17 protein-coding genes are annotated in these 15,691 nt (G+C 74.7%); 8 read left to right on the top strand and 9 right to left on the bottom strand.

The window, feature by feature from the left end; all coding sequences use genetic code 11:
* Nucleotides 1-47 precede the first annotated feature (47 nt).
* Nucleotides 48-602, top strand: coding sequence for an aminoglycoside adenylyltransferase (locus tag AB0H57_RS05285; RefSeq protein ID WP_357502891.1), 555 nt, complete (start codon nt 48-50; stop codon nt 600-602).
* Nucleotides 603-644: 42 nt separating this feature from the next.
* Nucleotides 645-1,619 carry a dienelactone hydrolase family protein gene (locus AB0H57_RS05280; RefSeq protein ID WP_357502889.1) on the top strand — a complete coding sequence of 325 codons (975 nt, stop codon included), beginning with the start codon at nt 645-647 and terminating at the stop codon, nt 1,617-1,619.
* Nucleotides 1,620-1,641: 22 nt separating this feature from the next.
* Here the strand turns inward: AB0H57_RS05280 and AB0H57_RS05275 are convergent, their stop codons facing one another.
* The 3 genes from AB0H57_RS05275 to AB0H57_RS05265 form a co-directional block, all read right to left on the bottom strand.
* Entirely contained in the window at nt 1,642-2,604 is a 963-nt protein-coding gene (locus AB0H57_RS05275) for a zinc-binding dehydrogenase (RefSeq protein ID WP_357502887.1), read from the bottom strand.
* 76 nt (nt 2,605-2,680) lie between these two features.
* Nucleotides 2,681-3,856 carry an NADP-dependent malic enzyme gene (locus AB0H57_RS05270; RefSeq protein WP_357502885.1) on the bottom strand — a complete coding sequence of 392 codons (1,176 nt, stop codon included), beginning with the start codon at nt 3,854-3,856 and terminating at the stop codon, nt 2,681-2,683.
* 139 nt (nt 3,857-3,995) lie between these two features.
* Nucleotides 3,996-4,346 carry a S24/S26 family peptidase gene (locus AB0H57_RS05265; RefSeq protein WP_357502883.1) on the bottom strand — a complete coding sequence of 117 codons (351 nt, stop codon included), beginning with the start codon at nt 4,344-4,346 and terminating at the stop codon, nt 3,996-3,998.
* 86 nt (nt 4,347-4,432) lie between these two features.
* On the opposite strand from AB0H57_RS05265, the gene sodN reads away from it, so the two are divergent.
* The 3 genes from sodN (at nt 4,433) to AB0H57_RS05250 (ending at nt 5,816) form a co-directional block, all read left to right on the top strand.
* Nucleotides 4,433-4,837, top strand: coding sequence for a superoxide dismutase, Ni (sodN, locus tag AB0H57_RS05260; protein ID WP_357502881.1), 405 nt, complete (start codon nt 4,433-4,435; stop codon nt 4,835-4,837).
* Between the two features lie 65 nt (nt 4,838-4,902).
* The gene (locus AB0H57_RS05255; RefSeq protein ID WP_357503300.1) at nt 4,903-5,415 is read left to right on the top strand and encodes a GNAT family N-acetyltransferase; all 513 of its coding nucleotides are present in this window, start codon (nt 4,903-4,905) and stop codon (nt 5,413-5,415) included.
* Complete coding sequence (locus AB0H57_RS05250) at nt 5,412-5,816, top strand: ATP-binding protein (protein WP_357502879.1); 405 nt, start codon at nt 5,412-5,414, stop codon at nt 5,814-5,816. The genes AB0H57_RS05255 and AB0H57_RS05250 overlap by 4 nt, the downstream gene beginning before the upstream one ends.
* 45 nt (nt 5,817-5,861) lie before the next feature.
* Here the strand turns inward: AB0H57_RS05250 and AB0H57_RS05245 are convergent, their stop codons facing one another.
* Complete coding sequence (locus AB0H57_RS05245; RefSeq protein ID WP_357502877.1) at nt 5,862-6,251, bottom strand: hypothetical protein; 390 nt, start codon at nt 6,249-6,251, stop codon at nt 5,862-5,864.
* Nucleotides 6,252-6,293: 42 nt separating this feature from the next.
* Here AB0H57_RS05245 and AB0H57_RS05240 point away from each other — a divergent pair, with 42 nt between their 5' ends.
* Both AB0H57_RS05240 and AB0H57_RS05235 read left to right on the top strand, forming a co-directional pair.
* Nucleotides 6,294-7,241, top strand: coding sequence for a diacylglycerol kinase family protein (locus AB0H57_RS05240; RefSeq protein ID WP_357502875.1), 948 nt, complete (start codon nt 6,294-6,296; stop codon nt 7,239-7,241).
* 449 nt (nt 7,242-7,690) lie between these two features.
* Nucleotides 7,691-7,948, top strand: coding sequence for a WhiB family transcriptional regulator (locus tag AB0H57_RS05235; protein ID WP_088974007.1), 258 nt, complete (start codon nt 7,691-7,693; stop codon nt 7,946-7,948).
* An 86-nt stretch (nt 7,949-8,034) separates the two neighbouring features.
* On the opposite strand, the gene AB0H57_RS05230 is transcribed toward AB0H57_RS05235, so the two are convergent.
* The 5 genes from AB0H57_RS05230 to AB0H57_RS05210 form a co-directional block, all read right to left on the bottom strand.
* Nucleotides 8,035-8,826 (bottom strand): CbiX/SirB N-terminal domain-containing protein, encoded by a 792-nt coding sequence (locus tag AB0H57_RS05230; protein WP_357502873.1) that lies wholly within the window; start codon nt 8,824-8,826, stop codon nt 8,035-8,037.
* Complete coding sequence (locus AB0H57_RS05225) at nt 8,808-9,569, bottom strand: phosphoadenylyl-sulfate reductase (protein ID WP_357502871.1); 762 nt, start codon at nt 9,567-9,569, stop codon at nt 8,808-8,810. Before AB0H57_RS05225 ends, AB0H57_RS05230 begins: the two co-directional genes overlap by 19 nt.
* The gene (locus AB0H57_RS05220) at nt 9,566-9,724 is read right to left on the bottom strand and encodes a hypothetical protein (RefSeq protein WP_357502869.1); all 159 of its coding nucleotides are present in this window, start codon (nt 9,722-9,724) and stop codon (nt 9,566-9,568) included. Before AB0H57_RS05220 ends, AB0H57_RS05225 begins: the two co-directional genes overlap by 4 nt.
* Complete coding sequence (locus AB0H57_RS05215; protein ID WP_357502867.1) at nt 9,721-11,433, bottom strand: nitrite/sulfite reductase; 1,713 nt, start codon at nt 11,431-11,433, stop codon at nt 9,721-9,723. Before AB0H57_RS05215 ends, AB0H57_RS05220 begins: the two co-directional genes overlap by 4 nt.
* Before the next feature lie 602 nt (nt 11,434-12,035).
* Nucleotides 12,036-13,565 carry a histidine kinase N-terminal domain-containing protein gene (locus AB0H57_RS05210; RefSeq protein WP_357502865.1) on the bottom strand — a complete coding sequence of 510 codons (1,530 nt, stop codon included), beginning with the start codon at nt 13,563-13,565 and terminating at the stop codon, nt 12,036-12,038.
* Between the two features lie 135 nt (nt 13,566-13,700).
* On the opposite strand from AB0H57_RS05210, the gene AB0H57_RS05205 reads away from it, so the two are divergent.
* Nucleotides 13,701-15,536 (top strand): tetratricopeptide repeat protein, encoded by a 1,836-nt coding sequence (locus tag AB0H57_RS05205; RefSeq protein ID WP_357502863.1) that lies wholly within the window; start codon nt 13,701-13,703, stop codon nt 15,534-15,536.
* Nucleotides 15,537-15,691: the final 155 nt, after the last annotated feature.

The raw sequence follows: 15,691 nt of genomic DNA, 5'->3' as shown, positions 1-15,691 counted from the left end.
CGTCGAGGCGCCCCCCGCGCGGGACCGGGCCACGGTAGCGTCGCCGCGTGGACGGAAGCGGCCTGGACGAAAGCGGGTTGCCCGGTCGTCAGCTCGCCGCGATCGGTGCGGTGCTCCGGGTGGCGGCGGGCGGCGGGATACCGGTGTGGCTGCGCGGCGGCTGGGCGCTGGACTTCCACCTCGGCGAGATCACCCGACCGCACCGGGACGTAGACTGGTACTGCTGGCGCGACGACGCGGACCGGCTGGCCGCGCTGCTGACCGACGAGGGCTGGCGCCCGGACCCGGCGATGCCGGCGGCCATCCAACTCGACCTGCTCCGCGACGACGTCGAGCTGAGCTTCGCGTACCTCGGGCGCGACGGTGCCGGTCGGGTGGTGGTCGGGGCCGGCCCGTGGACGGGCACGCCGCTGCCGGCGGGGCTGCTGGACGCGCCGCCCGGCCGGATCGGGTCGCTCGCCGCGCCGATCATCGCCCCGGCCGCCCAGATCGAGTTCAAGGAGATGTACCCGGTCTGGATGCCGGAGCGGCCCCGCCGGGCGAAGGACGCCGCCGACCTGGCCCGGCTGCGGGCGAGCCTGGGCCACCCGGCGGCCGGCTGATCCGGGTCGGCCGTCCGCCGAGCGCGAGGCACAATCGGATTCATGCGCCCTCGTCGTACCCCCGCCCTGCTCACCGCCGCCCTGCTCAGCGTGGGGCTGGTGGGCTGCTCGGGGGAGCCGGCGCCGGCCGGGCGCGACGCCCGGGCGACGCCGCCGGCCACGGTGAAACCCACCACGCCGGCCCCGCGCGTCCCCGAGGGGCACGCGCCCACCGGAAGCTTCGCCGTCGGCGTACGCGAGTTGAAGCTGAACCGCGACGGCGACCGGCCGCTGCCGGTGACCGTCTGGTACCCGGCGCGGGGCGCGGCCGGCGGCGACCCGGAACGGTCCGCCCCGGCGGCGGCCGGACGGTTCCCGGTGGTGATGTTCAGCCACGGGCTGGGCGGCCGGCCGGACGACTACGCCTCGCTGCTCAACCGCTGGGCGACGGCCGGGTTCGTGGTGGCCGCGCCGGCCTTCCCGCACACCCGCCGGGGCGCCGACGGCAACGTCCTCGACGTGCTGAACCAGCCGGCCGACGTGTCGTACGCGCTGACCCGGGTGCTCGCCCTCGACGGCGCCGCCGGCGACCCGCTGCGCGGCCGGCTGGCCACCGACCGGGTGGCCGCGGCCGGGCACTCGGCCGGCGGGGTGACCACCATCGGCCTGTTCACCGCGAGCCGGGACGACCGGCTGGACGCGGGCGTGGTGTTCGCCGGCACCGGGCTGGGGGTCGGTACCGCCTTCGCCGGGGCGGCCGCCCCGCAGCTGTTCGTGCACGGCGAGGCCGACGAGGTGGTCGACTACGCGGCCGGCAAGGCGGTCTACGACGCGGTGCCCTGGCCCAAGGCGATGCTCAGCCTGACCAAGGGTGACCACGGCCGGGCGCTGCTCACCGACGGCGCGGCGTTGCGGGTCGTCGCGGACACCACCGTCGAGTTCCTCCGCTGGACGCTCTACGGCGACGCGGCGGCCAAAACCCGCCTCCCCACCGAAGCCCGCCGCAACAACCTCGCCACCCTCGACGACCGCCTGTAAGGCGGGGCCCCCGCTCAACACCTCAGGCGGTGTGGTCGACGACCACCTTGCCGAACACCTCGCCGGAGTGCAGCCGGGCGAACGCCTCCTCGACCCGGCTGAACGGCAGCACGCTGTCCACCACCGGGCGCACCTCGTGCTCGGCGCAGAACGCCAGCAGCTCGATCAGCTCCCCCGGGGTGCCCATCGAGGTGCCGAGGATCTCCAACTGCATGGCGAAGACCCGGCGCAGGTTGACCTTGGGCTCGTGCCCGGCGGTCGCCCCGGAGACCACGATCCGCGCCCCGGGCGCGGCCGACTTCAGCGAGTGGTCGAAGGTCGCCGCGCCGACGGTCTCGATCACCACGTCGACCCGCTCCGGCAGCCGCGCCCCGGGCTCCAGCGCGGTCGCGCCCAGCTCGGTGATCCGGTCCCGCTTGGCGGCGTCGCGGCTCGTCGCGTACACCCGCTTGCCCAGCGCCAGGCCCAGCGCGACGGCCGCGGTGGCCACGCCGCCGCCCGCGCCCTGCACCAGCACCGACTCGGCCTCCTCGGCCCGGCCCCTGGTGGTGAGCATCCGCCACGCGGTCAGCCAGGCCGTGGGCAGGCAGGCCGCGTCGGTGGCCGACAGGTCCGCCGGCAGGGGCAGCAGGTTCATCCGGGGTACGGCCACCCGCTCGGCCAGGGTGCCCGGGAAGTGCTCGGAGAGGATCGACATCCCGCGCGGGTCACCCGGGGTGGGCACCACGGGGTAGATGACCACCTGGTTGCCGTCCGGGTCCTCCCCCACCGCGTCGCAGCCGAGGATCATCGGGAGCTGGTCGCCGGTGAGTCCGACCCCGCGCAGCGACCACAGGTCGTGGTGGTTGAGCGAGCTGGCCCGGACCTGGACGGTGACCCAGTCCTCCTGCGGGTGGGTCGGCTCGGGCCGGTCGCCGACGGTGAGCGCGGCGAGCGGGTTGTCGGCGTCGAAGGCCGAGGCATAGGCAGCACGCATGATCCGCACCGTAACAAGCTGAGCCCGGGTTAAGAAGGGCCCCTTCCTATGCGAGATGCGTTAAGAAGGGGCCCCTCCTTGCACGTCAGGCGCGGGCGACGCCGTCGCGGCGGGCGGCCTCGGCGACCGCCTCCGCCACGGCGGGGGCGACCCGCGGGTCCAGCGGGGACGGCACGATCGCGTCCGCGCTCAGCGCGCCGTCCACCACGCCGGCGATGGCGTCGGCCGCCGCCACCTTCATCCCGTCGGTGATCCGGGTGGCCCGGGCGTCCAGCGCGCCGCGGAACACCCCGGGGAAGGCGAGCACGTTGTTGATCTGGTTGGGGTAGTCGCTGCGCCCGGTGGCGACGACCGCCACGTGCCGGCCGGCCACCTCGGGGTGCACCTCGGGGGTCGGGTTGGCCAGCGCGAAGACGATGCCGTCGGGGGCCATCCCGGCGACCGCCGCCTCCGGGATCTGGCCCCCGGAGACCCCGATCAGGACGTCCGCCCCGCGCAGCGCCTCGGTGATGTCGCCGTGGCGGCCGTCGGCGTTGGTGAGCGCGGCCAGCTCCGCCTTGGAGCCGGTCAGCTCGCGGTGCGGGCCGAGGATCCCCCGCGAGTCGCAGACCACCACCTGGTCCGGGTTCACGCCCCCGGCGACCAGCATCCTGGTCACCGCCACCCCGGCCGCGCCGGCCCCGCTGACCGCCACCCGCAGGTCACCGAGCTTGCGGTTGAGCAGGGCCGCCGCGTTGCGCAGCGCGGCCAGCACGACGATCGCGGTGCCGTGCTGGTCGTCGTGGAAGACCGGGATCGGCAGCGCCTCGTCCAGCCGGCGTTCCACCTCGAAGCAGCGCGGCGCGCTGATGTCCTCCAGGTTGATCCCGCCGAAGGAGGGGGCGAGCGCCCGCACCACGGCCACGATCTCGTCCACGTCCTGGGTGTCCAGGCAGATCGGCACGGCGTCCACGCCGGCGAACTGCTTGAACAGCACCGCCTTGCCCTCCATCACGGGCAGCGCGGCGCGCGGGCCGATGTTGCCCAGCCCGAGTACCGCCGACCCGTCGGTGACCACCGCGACGGTGTGCGACACCCAGGTGTAGTCGTCGACGAGGTCGGGCTCGGCGGCGATCGCCTCACACACTCGGGCCACCCCGGGGGTGTACGCGAGGGAGAGGTCCTCCCGGCTGGTGAGTGGAACGGTGGAGGCGACGGCCAGTTTGCCGCCGGCGTGCAGCCGGAAGACGGGATCGGCGGGATCCACGGAAGGCGTGGGCATGGTGACTCCAGGATCTGTCGAGCAGATGGACCGGCCGGCTCGCCCGCGAGGTCTGCGGCGAGCGGTGGCGGGCGGTGCGGGGGTCACCCGGGCACGTGCCGAGCATAGTCCCGAGCCCGCCAGCCGGATGTGAGTAGGGTCATAACGATGGATCGCCGAGCCGCCCGGGGCGCGGCCACCAGCGGGCCACCACCCGGCCGTGCACGTCGGCCACGCCGTACGCCCGGGAGTCGTCGGCGACGAGGGCGTTGTCGCCGCGCAGCCACCAGCCGCCGTCCTCGGGCCGGACCGCCCGCTTGACGACCAGCAGGTCCGGCCGGGCGCGGAACACCCCGACCACCACGTCCCCGGGCCGGACGGGGCGCCCGCCGGGCCGGACCAGTACGGCGTCGCCGTGCCGCAGGGTCGGCGCCATCGACGGCCCGGTCACCAGCACGGGCACCAGGAATCCCCGGAGTCGGGGCGGCGCGGGGCCCTCGTCGGCACGCATCCCGGTTTCACCTCCACGCCGCCGGGCAGCAGTCTCCAGGAGTAATGTCAGCTTGGATCATCGCAAACATCCCATGGAGGATCCCGATGCGCCTTCCTCGCATCCTTGTGCCCCGCGTGACCGCCAGCGCCCACTGCGACCTGCCGTGCGGCGTCTACGACCCGGCCCAGGCCCGGATCGAGGCCGAGTCGGTCAAAATGATCTGCGAGAAGTACCAGGCCAACACCGACCCCGAGTTCCGCACCCGGGCGATCCTGATCAAGGAGCAGCGGGCCGAGCTGGTCAAGCACCACCTGTGGGTGCTCTGGACCGACTACTTCAAGCCGGCCCACTTCGAGAAGTACCCGCACCTGCACCAGCTCTTCAACGAGGCCACCAAGCTGGCCGGCGCCGCCGGCGCCAAGGGTGCGACCGACCCGGCCAAGGCCGACGAGCTGCTGCAGAAGATCGACGAGATCTCGAAGATCTTCTGGGAGACCAAGAAGGCGTGAGCCGCTCCCCTGCGGCACCGACCGTCCGGCCGGCACGTCCCGAGGACGTGCCGGCCGTGGTCGCGATGGTGCACGAGCTGGCCGAGTACGAGCGTGCCCCGGAGCAGTGCCACCTCACCGAGGAGCAGTTGCGGGCCGCCCTGTTCGGCCCATCGCCGGCGCTGTTCGGTCACGTCGCGGTGGACGCCGACGGCGAGCCGGTCGGCTTCGCCCTGTGGTTCCTGAACTTCTCCACCTGGGCCGGCGTGCACGGGGTCTACCTGGAGGACCTCTACGTCCGGCCGGCGTTCCGGGGCAGCGGCGCGGGCCGGCTGCTGATGGCCGCGCTGGCCGCGGTCTGCGTGGAGCGCGGCTACCAGCGGCTGGACTGGTGGATGATCCACTGGAATCCGGCAGCCCGGTTCTACGCCTCGATCGGGGCGGTGCGGATGGACGAGTGGCTGCCGTACCGGCTCACCGGCCCGGCGCTGCACGGGCTGGCGGCCGAGCTGAGCGCGCCGCCCGCCGCCGGGGCGACGCTCACCGCCCGCCCGACGCCCGGTACGGGTAGAGTCCCCGACCGGGGGGATGCGGCGTGACTCAACTGACCGGACCGGCGGCCACCGACGACGTGGTGCACCTGACGGTGCCCGCCGACGGTGGCTATCTCGGCGTGCTGCGGACCGCCACGGCCGGGCTGGCGGCCCGGCTCCAGTTCGCCCTGGACGAGATCGAGGATCTGCGCATCGCGGTTGACGAGGCCTGCGCCATGCTGCTCGCCATCGCCACCCGGGACGCCGAGCTGGACTGCCGGTTCGCGGTCACCGAGGACGCGCTGACCGTGGAGGTGACGGTGCCGATGGTGCCGGGCGCCACCCTGCCCGCGGAGTCCTCGTTCGCCTGGAAAGTGTTGACGGCGCTGACCACCGGGGCGGCGGCGGACGTGACGGACGGCCGGGCGACCATCTCGCTGCTCACCCGGCGCTCGTCCGGCTGGTGAGCCGCCCGGCCCGGCTCAGCCCCGGCCCAGCGCAAGTGGTTCACTTCAGCCCAGGCCCAGCGCGCGGATCGTGGGTGGGCTGACCAGCAGCGCGCTCACCCCGAGCCCGAGGGCCATCACCGGCACTCCCAGCCAGCCCAGGCCGCCCTGGATCATGTACCAGCCGATCGGCAGCAGCATGAGCTGGAGCACGATGGCCGGCGCCCGGCCGCCGGGGCGGCGCGCGGCGAGGGCGCTGCCGAACATCCAGAGCGCGATGGCGCCCACCACGGCGAACCCGGTGACCAGCAGCGCCGAGGTCAGGTCGAGGGTGTCGGCGGTGAGGTCGGCCCAGGCCAGCCAGGCGGCGATCAGCCCGACGGCGACCGCCTCCGCCCGCAGCAGCCGGACCGCCCAGCGCAGAGTGACGGGAATCGGGTCGGAGTCGAGGGTCACGGCCGACACGATACCGGGCCCGATCGCGGTACAGTGCCGCCCATGCGGGCCGTCCTGGTGGTCAATCCGAAGGCCACCACCACCAGTGAGCGCAGCCGGGACGTGTTGGTCCGGGCGCTGCGCAGCGAGGTCGACCTCTCCGTGCGGTACACCCGGCGGCGCGGTCACGCGACCGACCTGGCCCGGGAGGCGGCCGAGGAGGGCGTCGACGTGGTGGTCACGCTCGGTGGTGACGGCACCGTCAACGAGGTGGTCAACGGCCTGATGGCGGCGCAGCCGCCGACGGTCACCGGCGTGCCGTCGGCCCAGCGCCTGCCGGCCCTGGCCACGGTGCCGGGCGGCTCGACCAACGTCTTCGCCCGCGCCCTCGGGCTGCCCCGGGAGTGGCCGGAGGGCACCTCCATGATCCTGGAGGGGCTGCGGCTGGGCCGGTCCCGCACGATCGGGCTGGGCCGGGCCGACGACCGGTACTTCACCTTCTGCGCCGGCTTCGGGGTGGACGCCGCGGTGATCCACCGGGTGGAGCAGGCCCGGCGGCGTGGGCGGGTCTCCACCCCCGCGCTCTACATGCGGGCAACGTTCAACCAGTACTTCTTCGGCTCCGACCGGCGGCATCCGGCGATCAGCGTGGAGCGGCCCGGCGAGCAGACCGAGGACGAGCTGTCCACGGTCATCATCCAGAACACCGCACCGTGGACGTACCTGGGCGAGCGGGAGATCAATCCGAACCCGGAGGCGTCGTTCGACCTCGGCCTGGACCTGATGGCGATCCGTCGACTGCGCGTCGCCAGCACCGCACGTACGGTCACCCAGTCGCTGTCCCGCCGCCCCGATCCGCACGGCTCCCAGGTGCTACGGCTGCATGACGTAGCGGAGTTCACGCTGGTCTCGGCGCGTCCGCAGGCGTTCCAGCTCGACGGCGACTACCTCGGCGACCGGCAGAAAGTCAGATTCACATCCATTCCCGGCGCACTGAGAGTAATCTGCTAGGTCTCGGGTACAGCCCTTGGTCGAGCGGGCGGCGCGCCACACGCGCGTCGAGCGGGTCGGCGACACCGGGAGGGTTCGTGCCGGAAATGTCAGCTAAGTCACGCGGACTGTACTATATTGATCCTCGACTGTGGTACGGCGGGTAACCAGAGCAGCTGGAAACCCGGACAAAAGGGTCGTGAGCTTGCTCACCGTGCGGAGTTTTTCCGAGCGTCACCCTTGACATTGCGTGTGTTCGTGAAAGTATTCACAAGCGCACTTGTGTTACCGGGACATTGCCTGGATATGCTCGTCCGGTTGAGCACTTCCAGCAGGTCCACGGGGCCCACAGCCTGCTCACGCACTGCCGAATAGGTGTACGCGAACCGTCACCGCCGGCAATGCGGATGCATATAGAAAAAGCAACGAGCGACATCTGCCACCCATCCAGAATGAGGAGTGTTGCCGCCATGGACTGGCGCCACGATGCCGTCTGCCGCGACGAGGACCCGGAGCTGTTCTTCCCGATCGGGACGTCCGGGCCGGCTCTGCTGCAGGTGGAGCAGGCCAAGGCCGTCTGCCGGCGTTGCCCGGTGACGGACAGTTGCCTTCAGTGGGCGCTGGAGTCCGGTCAGGACGCCGGCGTCTGGGGTGGGATGAGCGAGGAGGAGCGCCGCGCGGTCAAGCGCCGCGGTGGGCTCCGGGTGCTGCGCGCTCACTCCGCCTGAACCGAACGCATCACAGCCGTACGCCCCGGCAGGGTTCGCCCTCCGGGGCGTCTCGCTGTCCACGAAGCCTCGATACCCGGTTTCGATCATGTGATGCCGCCCGGTCGGCTGACCGCCGCCACCCGGCGCCGCACCAGTTCGGCGAGTTCCGGCACGTCGGTCAGCGGGTCGGCCACCGCCACCGCGCCGGCGTTCCGGGCGGCCACCGCCACCGCGTCATGGAAGAGGCCGGGGGCGAGGAAGTAGGCGGCCACGGCCACCCGGCGGGCGCCCCGGCCGCGGAGCCGGGCCACCGCCGCCCCGGTGTCCGGCGGCGCCGCCGAGGCGTACGACACGCGGGCGGGCACCCGCAGCGCCGCGCCGAGGGCCGCCGCCACCCGCCCCACCGACCCGCGCGCCCCCGCGTCCCGGGTGCCCGCCGCGGCCAGCACCAGCGCGTCGTACTCCCCCGGGCCGGCCTCGGCCAGCCGGCGGCGCAACCCGGCCAGCAGCGCGCCGTCGACCGGGCCGCCCAGCGGGCCGAGCACGTCGGCGACCCGTACCGTGAGCCCCGGCGCGTCCGCCCGGGCCGCCGCCACCGCCGCCGGCAGGTCGACCCGCCGGTGGTACGCGGCGGTCAGCAGCAGCGGCACCACCACCGCCGTGCGGTGCCCCGCCACGGCCAGCTCCCGCAGCACGGCGGCCGGGCCGGGCTCGGTGTGATCCAGCCAGCTCGGCACGACCGGAAGCCCGGGCCACGCCGCGCCGACCGCCCGGGCCAGCGCCCGGGTCGCCTCGGCCGCCCGCGGGTCCCGACTGCCGTGCGCCACCAGCACCACCGGCGTGGCCGTCGCCGGCCCGCCCGCATCGCCCAGCGCGCTCAGACGTGCAGCCCGCACTCGGTCTTCTCGAACATCGCCCAGCGGCCGGCCCGCGGGTCCTCCCCCGCCCTGGTCCGCCGGGTGCACGGCCAGCAGCCGATCGAGCCGTAGCCGCGGGCGAACAGCTCGTTGACCGGAATGTCGTACCGGGCGATGTAGGAATCGACGTCGGCCTGCGTCCAGGCGGCGATCGGGTTCACCTTGACCCGGCCGCGCCGGGCGTCGAAGGCCACCACCGGCGTGTTCGCCCGGGTCGGCGACTCGTCCCGGCGCAACCCGGCGGCCCAGGCGTCGTACCCGGTCAGTGCCCGTTCCAAGGGCTCCACCTTGCGCAGCTGGCAGCACTCGTCCGGGGAGCGTTCGAACAGCCGGGGACCGTACTCGCCGTCCTGCTGGCCGACGGTGCGCCGGGGCCGGATGGAGCGGACGTTCACCGGCAGCCGGCGGGCCACCTCGTCGCGTACCCGCAGCGTCTCCGGGAAGTGCAGGCCGGTGTCGAGGAAGACCACGTCCACCCCGGGCGCCACCCGGGAGACCAGGTGGGCGAGCACCCCGTCGGCCATCGAGCTGGTCACGCAGAACCGCTCGCCGAAGGTCTCCGCGGCCCACCGGGCGATCTCCAGCGCCGGGGCGCCCTCCAGTTCCCGGCCGGCCCGCCCGGCCAGCTCGCGCAACTCCTCGGGGTCGCGGCGGTCCGGGTCGGCCGGCGCCGGAGCACCGGCCCCGACCAGCCCGAGGCCCGCGGCGGAGACGGGGCTCACCGGTCCACCGCCCGGGAGAGCAGGCCGGTGAACCGTACGGTGAAGACCCGGGCGCAGGCGTGGCACTCCCAGGCGCCGTGCCCGGTCTCGCTCGGCCGCAGGTCCTCCTCCCCGCAGTACGGGCAGTACAGCGGCACAGATCGCGTTTCGCTCATCGGAGTTCCTCCTCGTCGACCCGGATCACCCAGTTGGCGAACGTCTCGCCCTCAGCCCGCCCGGCCAGGTAGCGGCGGGCCAGTCGTTCCACGTACTCCGGCAGCTCCTCGGCGGTGGTCTTCAGGCCGCGCAGCTTGCGCCCGAAGCCGGCGGTCCGCCCCTGGGCCATGCCGAGACCGCCACCCAGGTGCACCTGGAAGCCCTCCACCTGGCGGCCGTCCGGGCCGACCACCAGCTGGCCCTTCAGCCCGATGTCGGCGACCTGGGTGCGGGCGCAGGCGTTCGGGCAGCCGTTGAGGTGGATGGAGATGTCCGCGTCGACGTCGCGCAGCCGCTCCTCCAGCCGGGCCACCAGCTCCTCGCCGCGCCGCTTGGTCTCCACGATGGCCAGCTTGCAGAACTCGATGCCGGTGCAGGCCATGGTGCCGCGCCGCCAGGCCGACGGCCGGGCCTCCAGGCCGATCCCGCGCAACGCGGCCACCAGCGAGTCGGTCCGCTCCGGCGCCACGTCCAGCACCAGCAGCTTCTGGTACGGGGTGAGCCGCACCCGGTCGCTGCCGTGCGCCTCGACCACGTCGGCCAGCCGGGCGAGCTGGCTGCCGGAGACGCGCCCCACCACCGGGGCGGCCCCGACGTAGTTGCGCCCGTCGCGCTGCGGGTGCACGCCGATGTGGTCGACCGGCTTCGCCGGCAGCTCCGCAGCCGGGCCGTCGAGCAGCGCCCGGCCCAGGTACTCCTTCTCCAGCACCTCGCGGAAGCGCTCCACGCCCCAGTCGGCGACCAGGAACTTCAGCCGGGCCCGGTTGCGCAGCCGGCGGTAGCCGTAGTCGCGGAAGATGCCGACCACGCCGGCCCACACGTCCGGCACCTCGTGCAGCGGCACCCAGACGCCGAGCCGCTTGGCCAGCATCGGGTTGGTGGCGAGGCCACCGCCGACCCAGACGTCGAAGCCGGGACCGTGCTCCGGGTGCTCGACCCCGAGGAAGGCGATGTCGTTCGCCTCGTACGGGGTGTCGACCAGCCAGGAGATCGAAGACTTGAACTTGCGGGGCAGGTTGGAGTACGCCTTGTCGCCGACGTACCGGCGGACGATCTCGTCGATCGCCGGGGTGGGATCGACCAGCTCGTCCCGGGCCACCCCGGCGACCGGGCTGCCCAGCACGATGCGCGGGCAGTCGCCGCACGCCTCGGTGGTCTGCAGGCCGACCGCCTCCAGCCGGCGCCAGATCTCCGGCATGTCCTCGACCCGGATCCAGTGGTACTGGATGTTCTGCCGGTCGGTGATGTCGGCGGTGTCCCGCCCGAACTCCCGGGAGATCTCCGCGACGACCCGGAGCTGGGCGAGGCTGAGCTGGCCGCCGTCCACCCGGACCCGGAGCATGAAGAACTCGTCCTCCAGCTCGTGCGGCTCCAGCACGGCGGTGCGCCCGCCGTCGATGCCGGCCTTGCGCTGGGTGTAGAGCCCCCACCAGCGGAACCGGCCGCGCAGGTCCTGCGGGTCGATCGAGGCGAAGCCGCCGTGGGCGTAGATGTTCTCGATCCGGGCCCGCACGTTCAGCGGGTCGTCGTCCTTCTTGATCCGCTCGTTGGGGTTGAGCGGCTCGCGGTGGCCCAACGCCCACTGGCCCTCCCCGCGCCGGGGGCGGGACGCCCGGGCGGCGGGGGCGGACGGGTCCTGGGCGCGGGTCGGGGTGCTGCTGACCGCCATCGCGGCGTCCTCCGTTGGCTACGTGCCCGGTTGCGCTGACGCGACGGCTGGCCCGTGAGGGCCGTGGACGGCGGTGTCGGAGACGGCCAGCGCGCAGGCGCCCGAGACGGATGGGTCGGGCGTCGTCAGTGGGCCGGACAGATCGCGCTGCGCACGCGGCCGTAGTCGACGTGGCGGCGAGCCACGAAGCGGCGGACGACAGCGGCGGTCATGTGCCAATGCTCGCACAGCCCTCGATGGCCAGCCAATCTTCCAGTGTGCGATCCCACATCACGGACGGCGGATGAGGCTGCCCGACCACTCTTCGTGGCCGCCGCGACCGACCCCGACGCACCCTTGCCGGCGCTTTGCTCTGCTTCAACCCGCGCAACACGGCCCTGAACAGGCGCTACGTCCGGGATCGTCGCGAGCGCGGTCGACCGCCCGATCACGCCGTGTGCCTGTTGCCTCCGCTGAAGCAGAGCAAAGCGTGCCGAACCCCTAGCCGCGGGCCGCACCCCCAGTCGCGCCGACCGCGCTCGCCACGCCCACCGCGCCGGCCGCCGCGACCGCGCGGTCGTGCCACGTCCCTGATCATCGTGGCCACGGTGAACCGTGCCGGCTCAGCCCTTGGCCAGCGGGACCACCAGGACCGCCTCGGTGCCGCCCGCAGCGCCGTTGCGCAGCTCGATGCTGCCCCGCAGCTCGCCGGTGACCAGGGCCCGGACGATCTGGAGGCCGAGGTTGCCGCCGCGTTCCGCGTCGAACGCGGCCGGCAGACCGCGTCCGTTGTCGGCCACCGACACGTGCAGCTGCTTGCGGAGCCGCTGCGCGGTGACCACCACCTCGGGCCGGGCGCCCTCGTCCCGCGGGGCGGCGGCGCCGTCCTCGGCGGGCGGTGGGAAGCCGTGCTCGACGGCGTTGAGCAGCAACTCGTTGAGCACCATCACCAGCGAGGTGGCGATCTCGGCGGGAAGCACCCCGAAGCTGCCCCGGCGGCGCATGCCGACCGACACCTCGGTGGCCGCCACCTCGGTCGCGGCGCTGGCCACCCGGTCGACGATGCCGTCGAACTCGACCGCCTCGTCGCTGGACATGGAGAGCGTCTCGTGCACCAGGGCGATCGAGGCGACCCGGCGTACCGACTCCTCCAGGGCGACCCGGGCCTCGGGCATGGCGACCCGGCGGGCCTGGAGGCGCAGCAGCGCGGCGACCGTCTGCAGGTTGTTCTTCACCCGGTGGTGGATCTCCCGGATGGTGGCGTCCTTGGTGATCAGGGCGCGGTCCCGGCGGCGCACCTCGGTGACGTCGCGGACCAGCACCAGCGCACCGATCGGCACGCCCGCCGGCATCAGCGGCAGCGAACGGGTCAGCATGGTGGCGCCCCGGGCGTCGATCTCCCGGCGCGGCGGGGCGTCTCCGCGCAGCGCCGCCAGCACGCTGTTCGCCGCGTCGGTGCCCTCCAGCGGGTCGCTGGCCAGCCGGCGGTGCAGCCCGGCCAGATCCTCGCCCACCAGGTGGGAGGCGTGTCCCAGGCGCCGGTACGCGGACTGCGCGTTCGGGCTGGCGTAGGTCACCTTGCCGTTGGCGTCCAGCCGGACCAGCCCGTCGCCGACCCGGGGCGCCGAAGTGGTCTCGCCCGGGTGCCGGGGTGGCGGGAAGGTCCCGTCGGCGATCATCTGGGCCAGGTCGTCGGCGGTGGTCAGGTAGTTGAGTTCGAGCTGGCTGGGCGTCCGGGCGGTGGAGAGGTTGGTGTCCCGGCCGACGACCGCGATCACCTCGCCGGCCTCCCCGTCGGCGGTGCGCAGCCGGACCGGGATCGCCTCGTGCCGGGCCGGCACGTCGCCGTACCAGACCGGGTCCCCCTCCCGCCAGATCCGGCCCTGCCGGTGGGCCACCTCCAGGTGGGCCACCTCCGGCCCGCCGACGATCCGCCCCACCTGGTCGTCCAGGTACGCCGTGGGGGCGGTGGTCGGGCGCACCTGGGCCACGCAGAGGAAGGTGCCGTCACCGTCCACCGGCACCCAGAGCAGCAGGTCCGCGAAGGAGAGGTCGGACAGCAGCTGCCAGTCCCCCGCGATCCGGTGCAGGTGGTCGATGTCGGAGGGCCGGAGCCGGGTGTGCTCCTCGGCGAGGTCGCGCAGCGTGGACACGCCCACAGCCTGCCACGGCGGGACGGGCGCCGTCGTCGCGGACCGCCGCGCCGGCCGGGGGCGTGGCTCACGGCGGATTCCGCCATCCCCTAGGCTGGCGCGGCCCAGGAAAGCACCGGCGAGCGAAAGGTCGACGTGTCCGAGGCAAGGGACGAACCCGAGCTGTCCGCGGCGGAGGAACTGGCCCTGGCCCGGCTGGCCCTGGACTCCGGTGACCTGGCCCACGCGGCGGACCACGTCGCCGGGGCGCTGCTGCGCTCACCCACGCTGCCCGAGGCGCACGAGACGCTGGCCCGGCTGGCCGCCGCCGCCGGCCCGGGCGCGCTCGACCTCTTCCCGCTCGGTCCGCACGCCTTCGTCGGCGCCGTGGTCGCCCGGGCGCACCTGCTCGCCGCCGCCGGGCGCCCGGCCGACGGGCTCGACCTGCTGGCCGCGGCCACCGTGCACGCGCCGCAGGCGGACTGGGCCGGGGTGCCCTGGGTGACCGCGCCCGAGCTGGCCGCACGGCTGGAGCCGGACCGGGTGGCCCGGCTCCTGATGCAGATCTGCGCCGCCGTCGCCGACCCGGTGCCGCGGGCCGGGCGGGCGCCGCTGCGGCCGTACCTCACGCTGGCCCGGCAGGTGACCGCCGCGCATCCGGCCCACGGCCTGCTGCTGGGCGCGGCGTCCGCGCTGGCCCGGCGGCTCGGCGAGGTCCCGCTGGCCGTCACCTGGGCGGCCCGGGGGGTACGGGCGGAGCCGTCGAAACTCGGCGAGGTGTGGCTCGGGTACGCGTACCGCAGCGCCGGCCGGCTCCGGGAGGCGCTCGCGGCGCTGGGCCGGGCGGTCGAGCACGACCCCGACGACCTAGCCGTGTACGCCGACATCGCCGGCACGCTGGCCGACCACGGCCGGCTGGACGAGGCGTTGGAGTGGATCGACCGGGCGCTGGACCGGGACCCGACGTTCGACTGTGCCGTGCACACCGCGTACCGGCTGCGCTGGCAGCGGGACGGCGACGTGGCGCACCTGGTCGCCCTGGCGGACTTCAGCCGGGACCACCCGGACGACAGCCACGAGCACGGTGACCTGGCCGAGTGCTGCCGGGGCCGGCCCTGGCTGGGTCAGGTCACCCCGGCCGGCGGGGCGATGGTCGACGTGCTGCGCCGGCTGCTGGCCGCCGGTGGCACCGCCTTCGCCGCCGTACGCCTCGACGGGTGGGAGCCGCCGAGCGCGATGCGTACGGTCACCGCGGCCGTGCCCGGCCTGCGCGTCGAGGTGCCCGACGTGGCGGGCCCGGACCCGCGCGAGCCCCGGCGGGCCAGCACCTGCCAGCTCTGGCGGTACGACGGCGGGATGGCCGCCCCCGCGCTGCCCGCGCCGTCGGCCGCCGCCGCGGACCGGATCCGCCAGCTCGCGCACCCGGCGTGGCCGCATCCCCCGGCGGCGTACGACTCGGCGGTCGTGCTCGCCACCCTTGAGCTGAACGACCTGCTCGGCCTGCTGGTGCACCCGCCCGACGCGCCGGGCACCTCGCTGGGCCGGGTGCTCGCCGGCCAGGACCCGTCGCTCTGGGTCCGCTGCGTGCAGGTCTGGGCCTGCCTGGGCCTGCTGCACCACCGCACCGACGAGCCGTGGGCCGACTCGACCCGGCGCCGGGTGCTGCTGGAACTGGTCTGGGGCGTCGAGGACTGGACCACCGAGGCGGCGCTCTTCGCCCTGGTCACCGCCGCCTGGGTCGACCCCGCGGTACGCCCCGACGTGGCCGCCGTGGTGGCGGAGCGGCTGGCCGACGTGGCCGCGGTGTCCCGGGAGCGGCCGGTGCCGATCTCGGTCTCGCTGGCCCACCTGGCGTTGGCCGCACCAACGCTCGACCCGGCGACGGCGGCACTGGCCCGGCGGCTGATCGCCCGGCCGGCCGCCTCGGTGCGCCGGTCGGGCCCGCTGAGCGGGCTGCGGCGGCGCCTGGCCGCCCTCTTCCGCCGCCGCTGAGCCCGGCGCCCGCTCCCGCGCGGGGCTCCGGTGGGCACGCCGCGCGGCCCCGCCGTGCCCGTGGGCGCGGGGGCGGGGGGGGGCGGGGGCGGGCGGGGGGGGCCCGGCCCGCGCGCGGGGGCGGGCGCCAGCGCGCCGCGGCGGTGAGGAGGGGC

Origin of the sequence: Micromonospora sp. NPDC050686 (assembly GCF_040654475.1) — a bacterium.
Classification (GTDB): Bacteria; Actinomycetota; Actinomycetes; order Mycobacteriales; family Micromonosporaceae; genus Micromonospora.
This window is presented reverse-complemented; position numbering and strand designations above follow the sequence as displayed.

Excerpts from the sequence above, each read along its gene's own strand:
- AB0H57_RS05280 (WP_357502889.1), top strand. The coding sequence starts at position 645 with ATGCGCCCTCGTCGTACCCCCGCCCTGCTCACCGCCGCCCTGCTCAGC.
- AB0H57_RS05270 (WP_357502885.1), bottom strand. The coding sequence starts at position 3,856 with ATGCCCACGCCTTCCGTGGATCCCGCCGATCCCGTCTTCCGGCTGCAC.
- AB0H57_RS05265 (WP_357502883.1), bottom strand. The coding sequence starts at position 4,346 with ATGCGTGCCGACGAGGGCCCCGCGCCGCCCCGACTCCGGGGATTCCTG.
- sodN (WP_357502881.1), top strand. The coding sequence starts at position 4,433 with ATGCGCCTTCCTCGCATCCTTGTGCCCCGCGTGACCGCCAGCGCCCAC.
- AB0H57_RS05255 (WP_357503300.1), top strand. The coding sequence starts at position 4,903 with ATGGTGCACGAGCTGGCCGAGTACGAGCGTGCCCCGGAGCAGTGCCAC.
- AB0H57_RS05240 (WP_357502875.1), top strand. The coding sequence starts at position 6,294 with ATGCGGGCCGTCCTGGTGGTCAATCCGAAGGCCACCACCACCAGTGAG.
- AB0H57_RS05235 (WP_088974007.1), top strand. The coding sequence starts at position 7,691 with ATGGACTGGCGCCACGATGCCGTCTGCCGCGACGAGGACCCGGAGCTG.
- AB0H57_RS05220 (WP_357502869.1), bottom strand. The coding sequence starts at position 9,724 with ATGAGCGAAACGCGATCTGTGCCGCTGTACTGCCCGTACTGCGGGGAG.
- AB0H57_RS05215 (WP_357502867.1), bottom strand. The coding sequence starts at position 11,433 with ATGGCGGTCAGCAGCACCCCGACCCGCGCCCAGGACCCGTCCGCCCCC.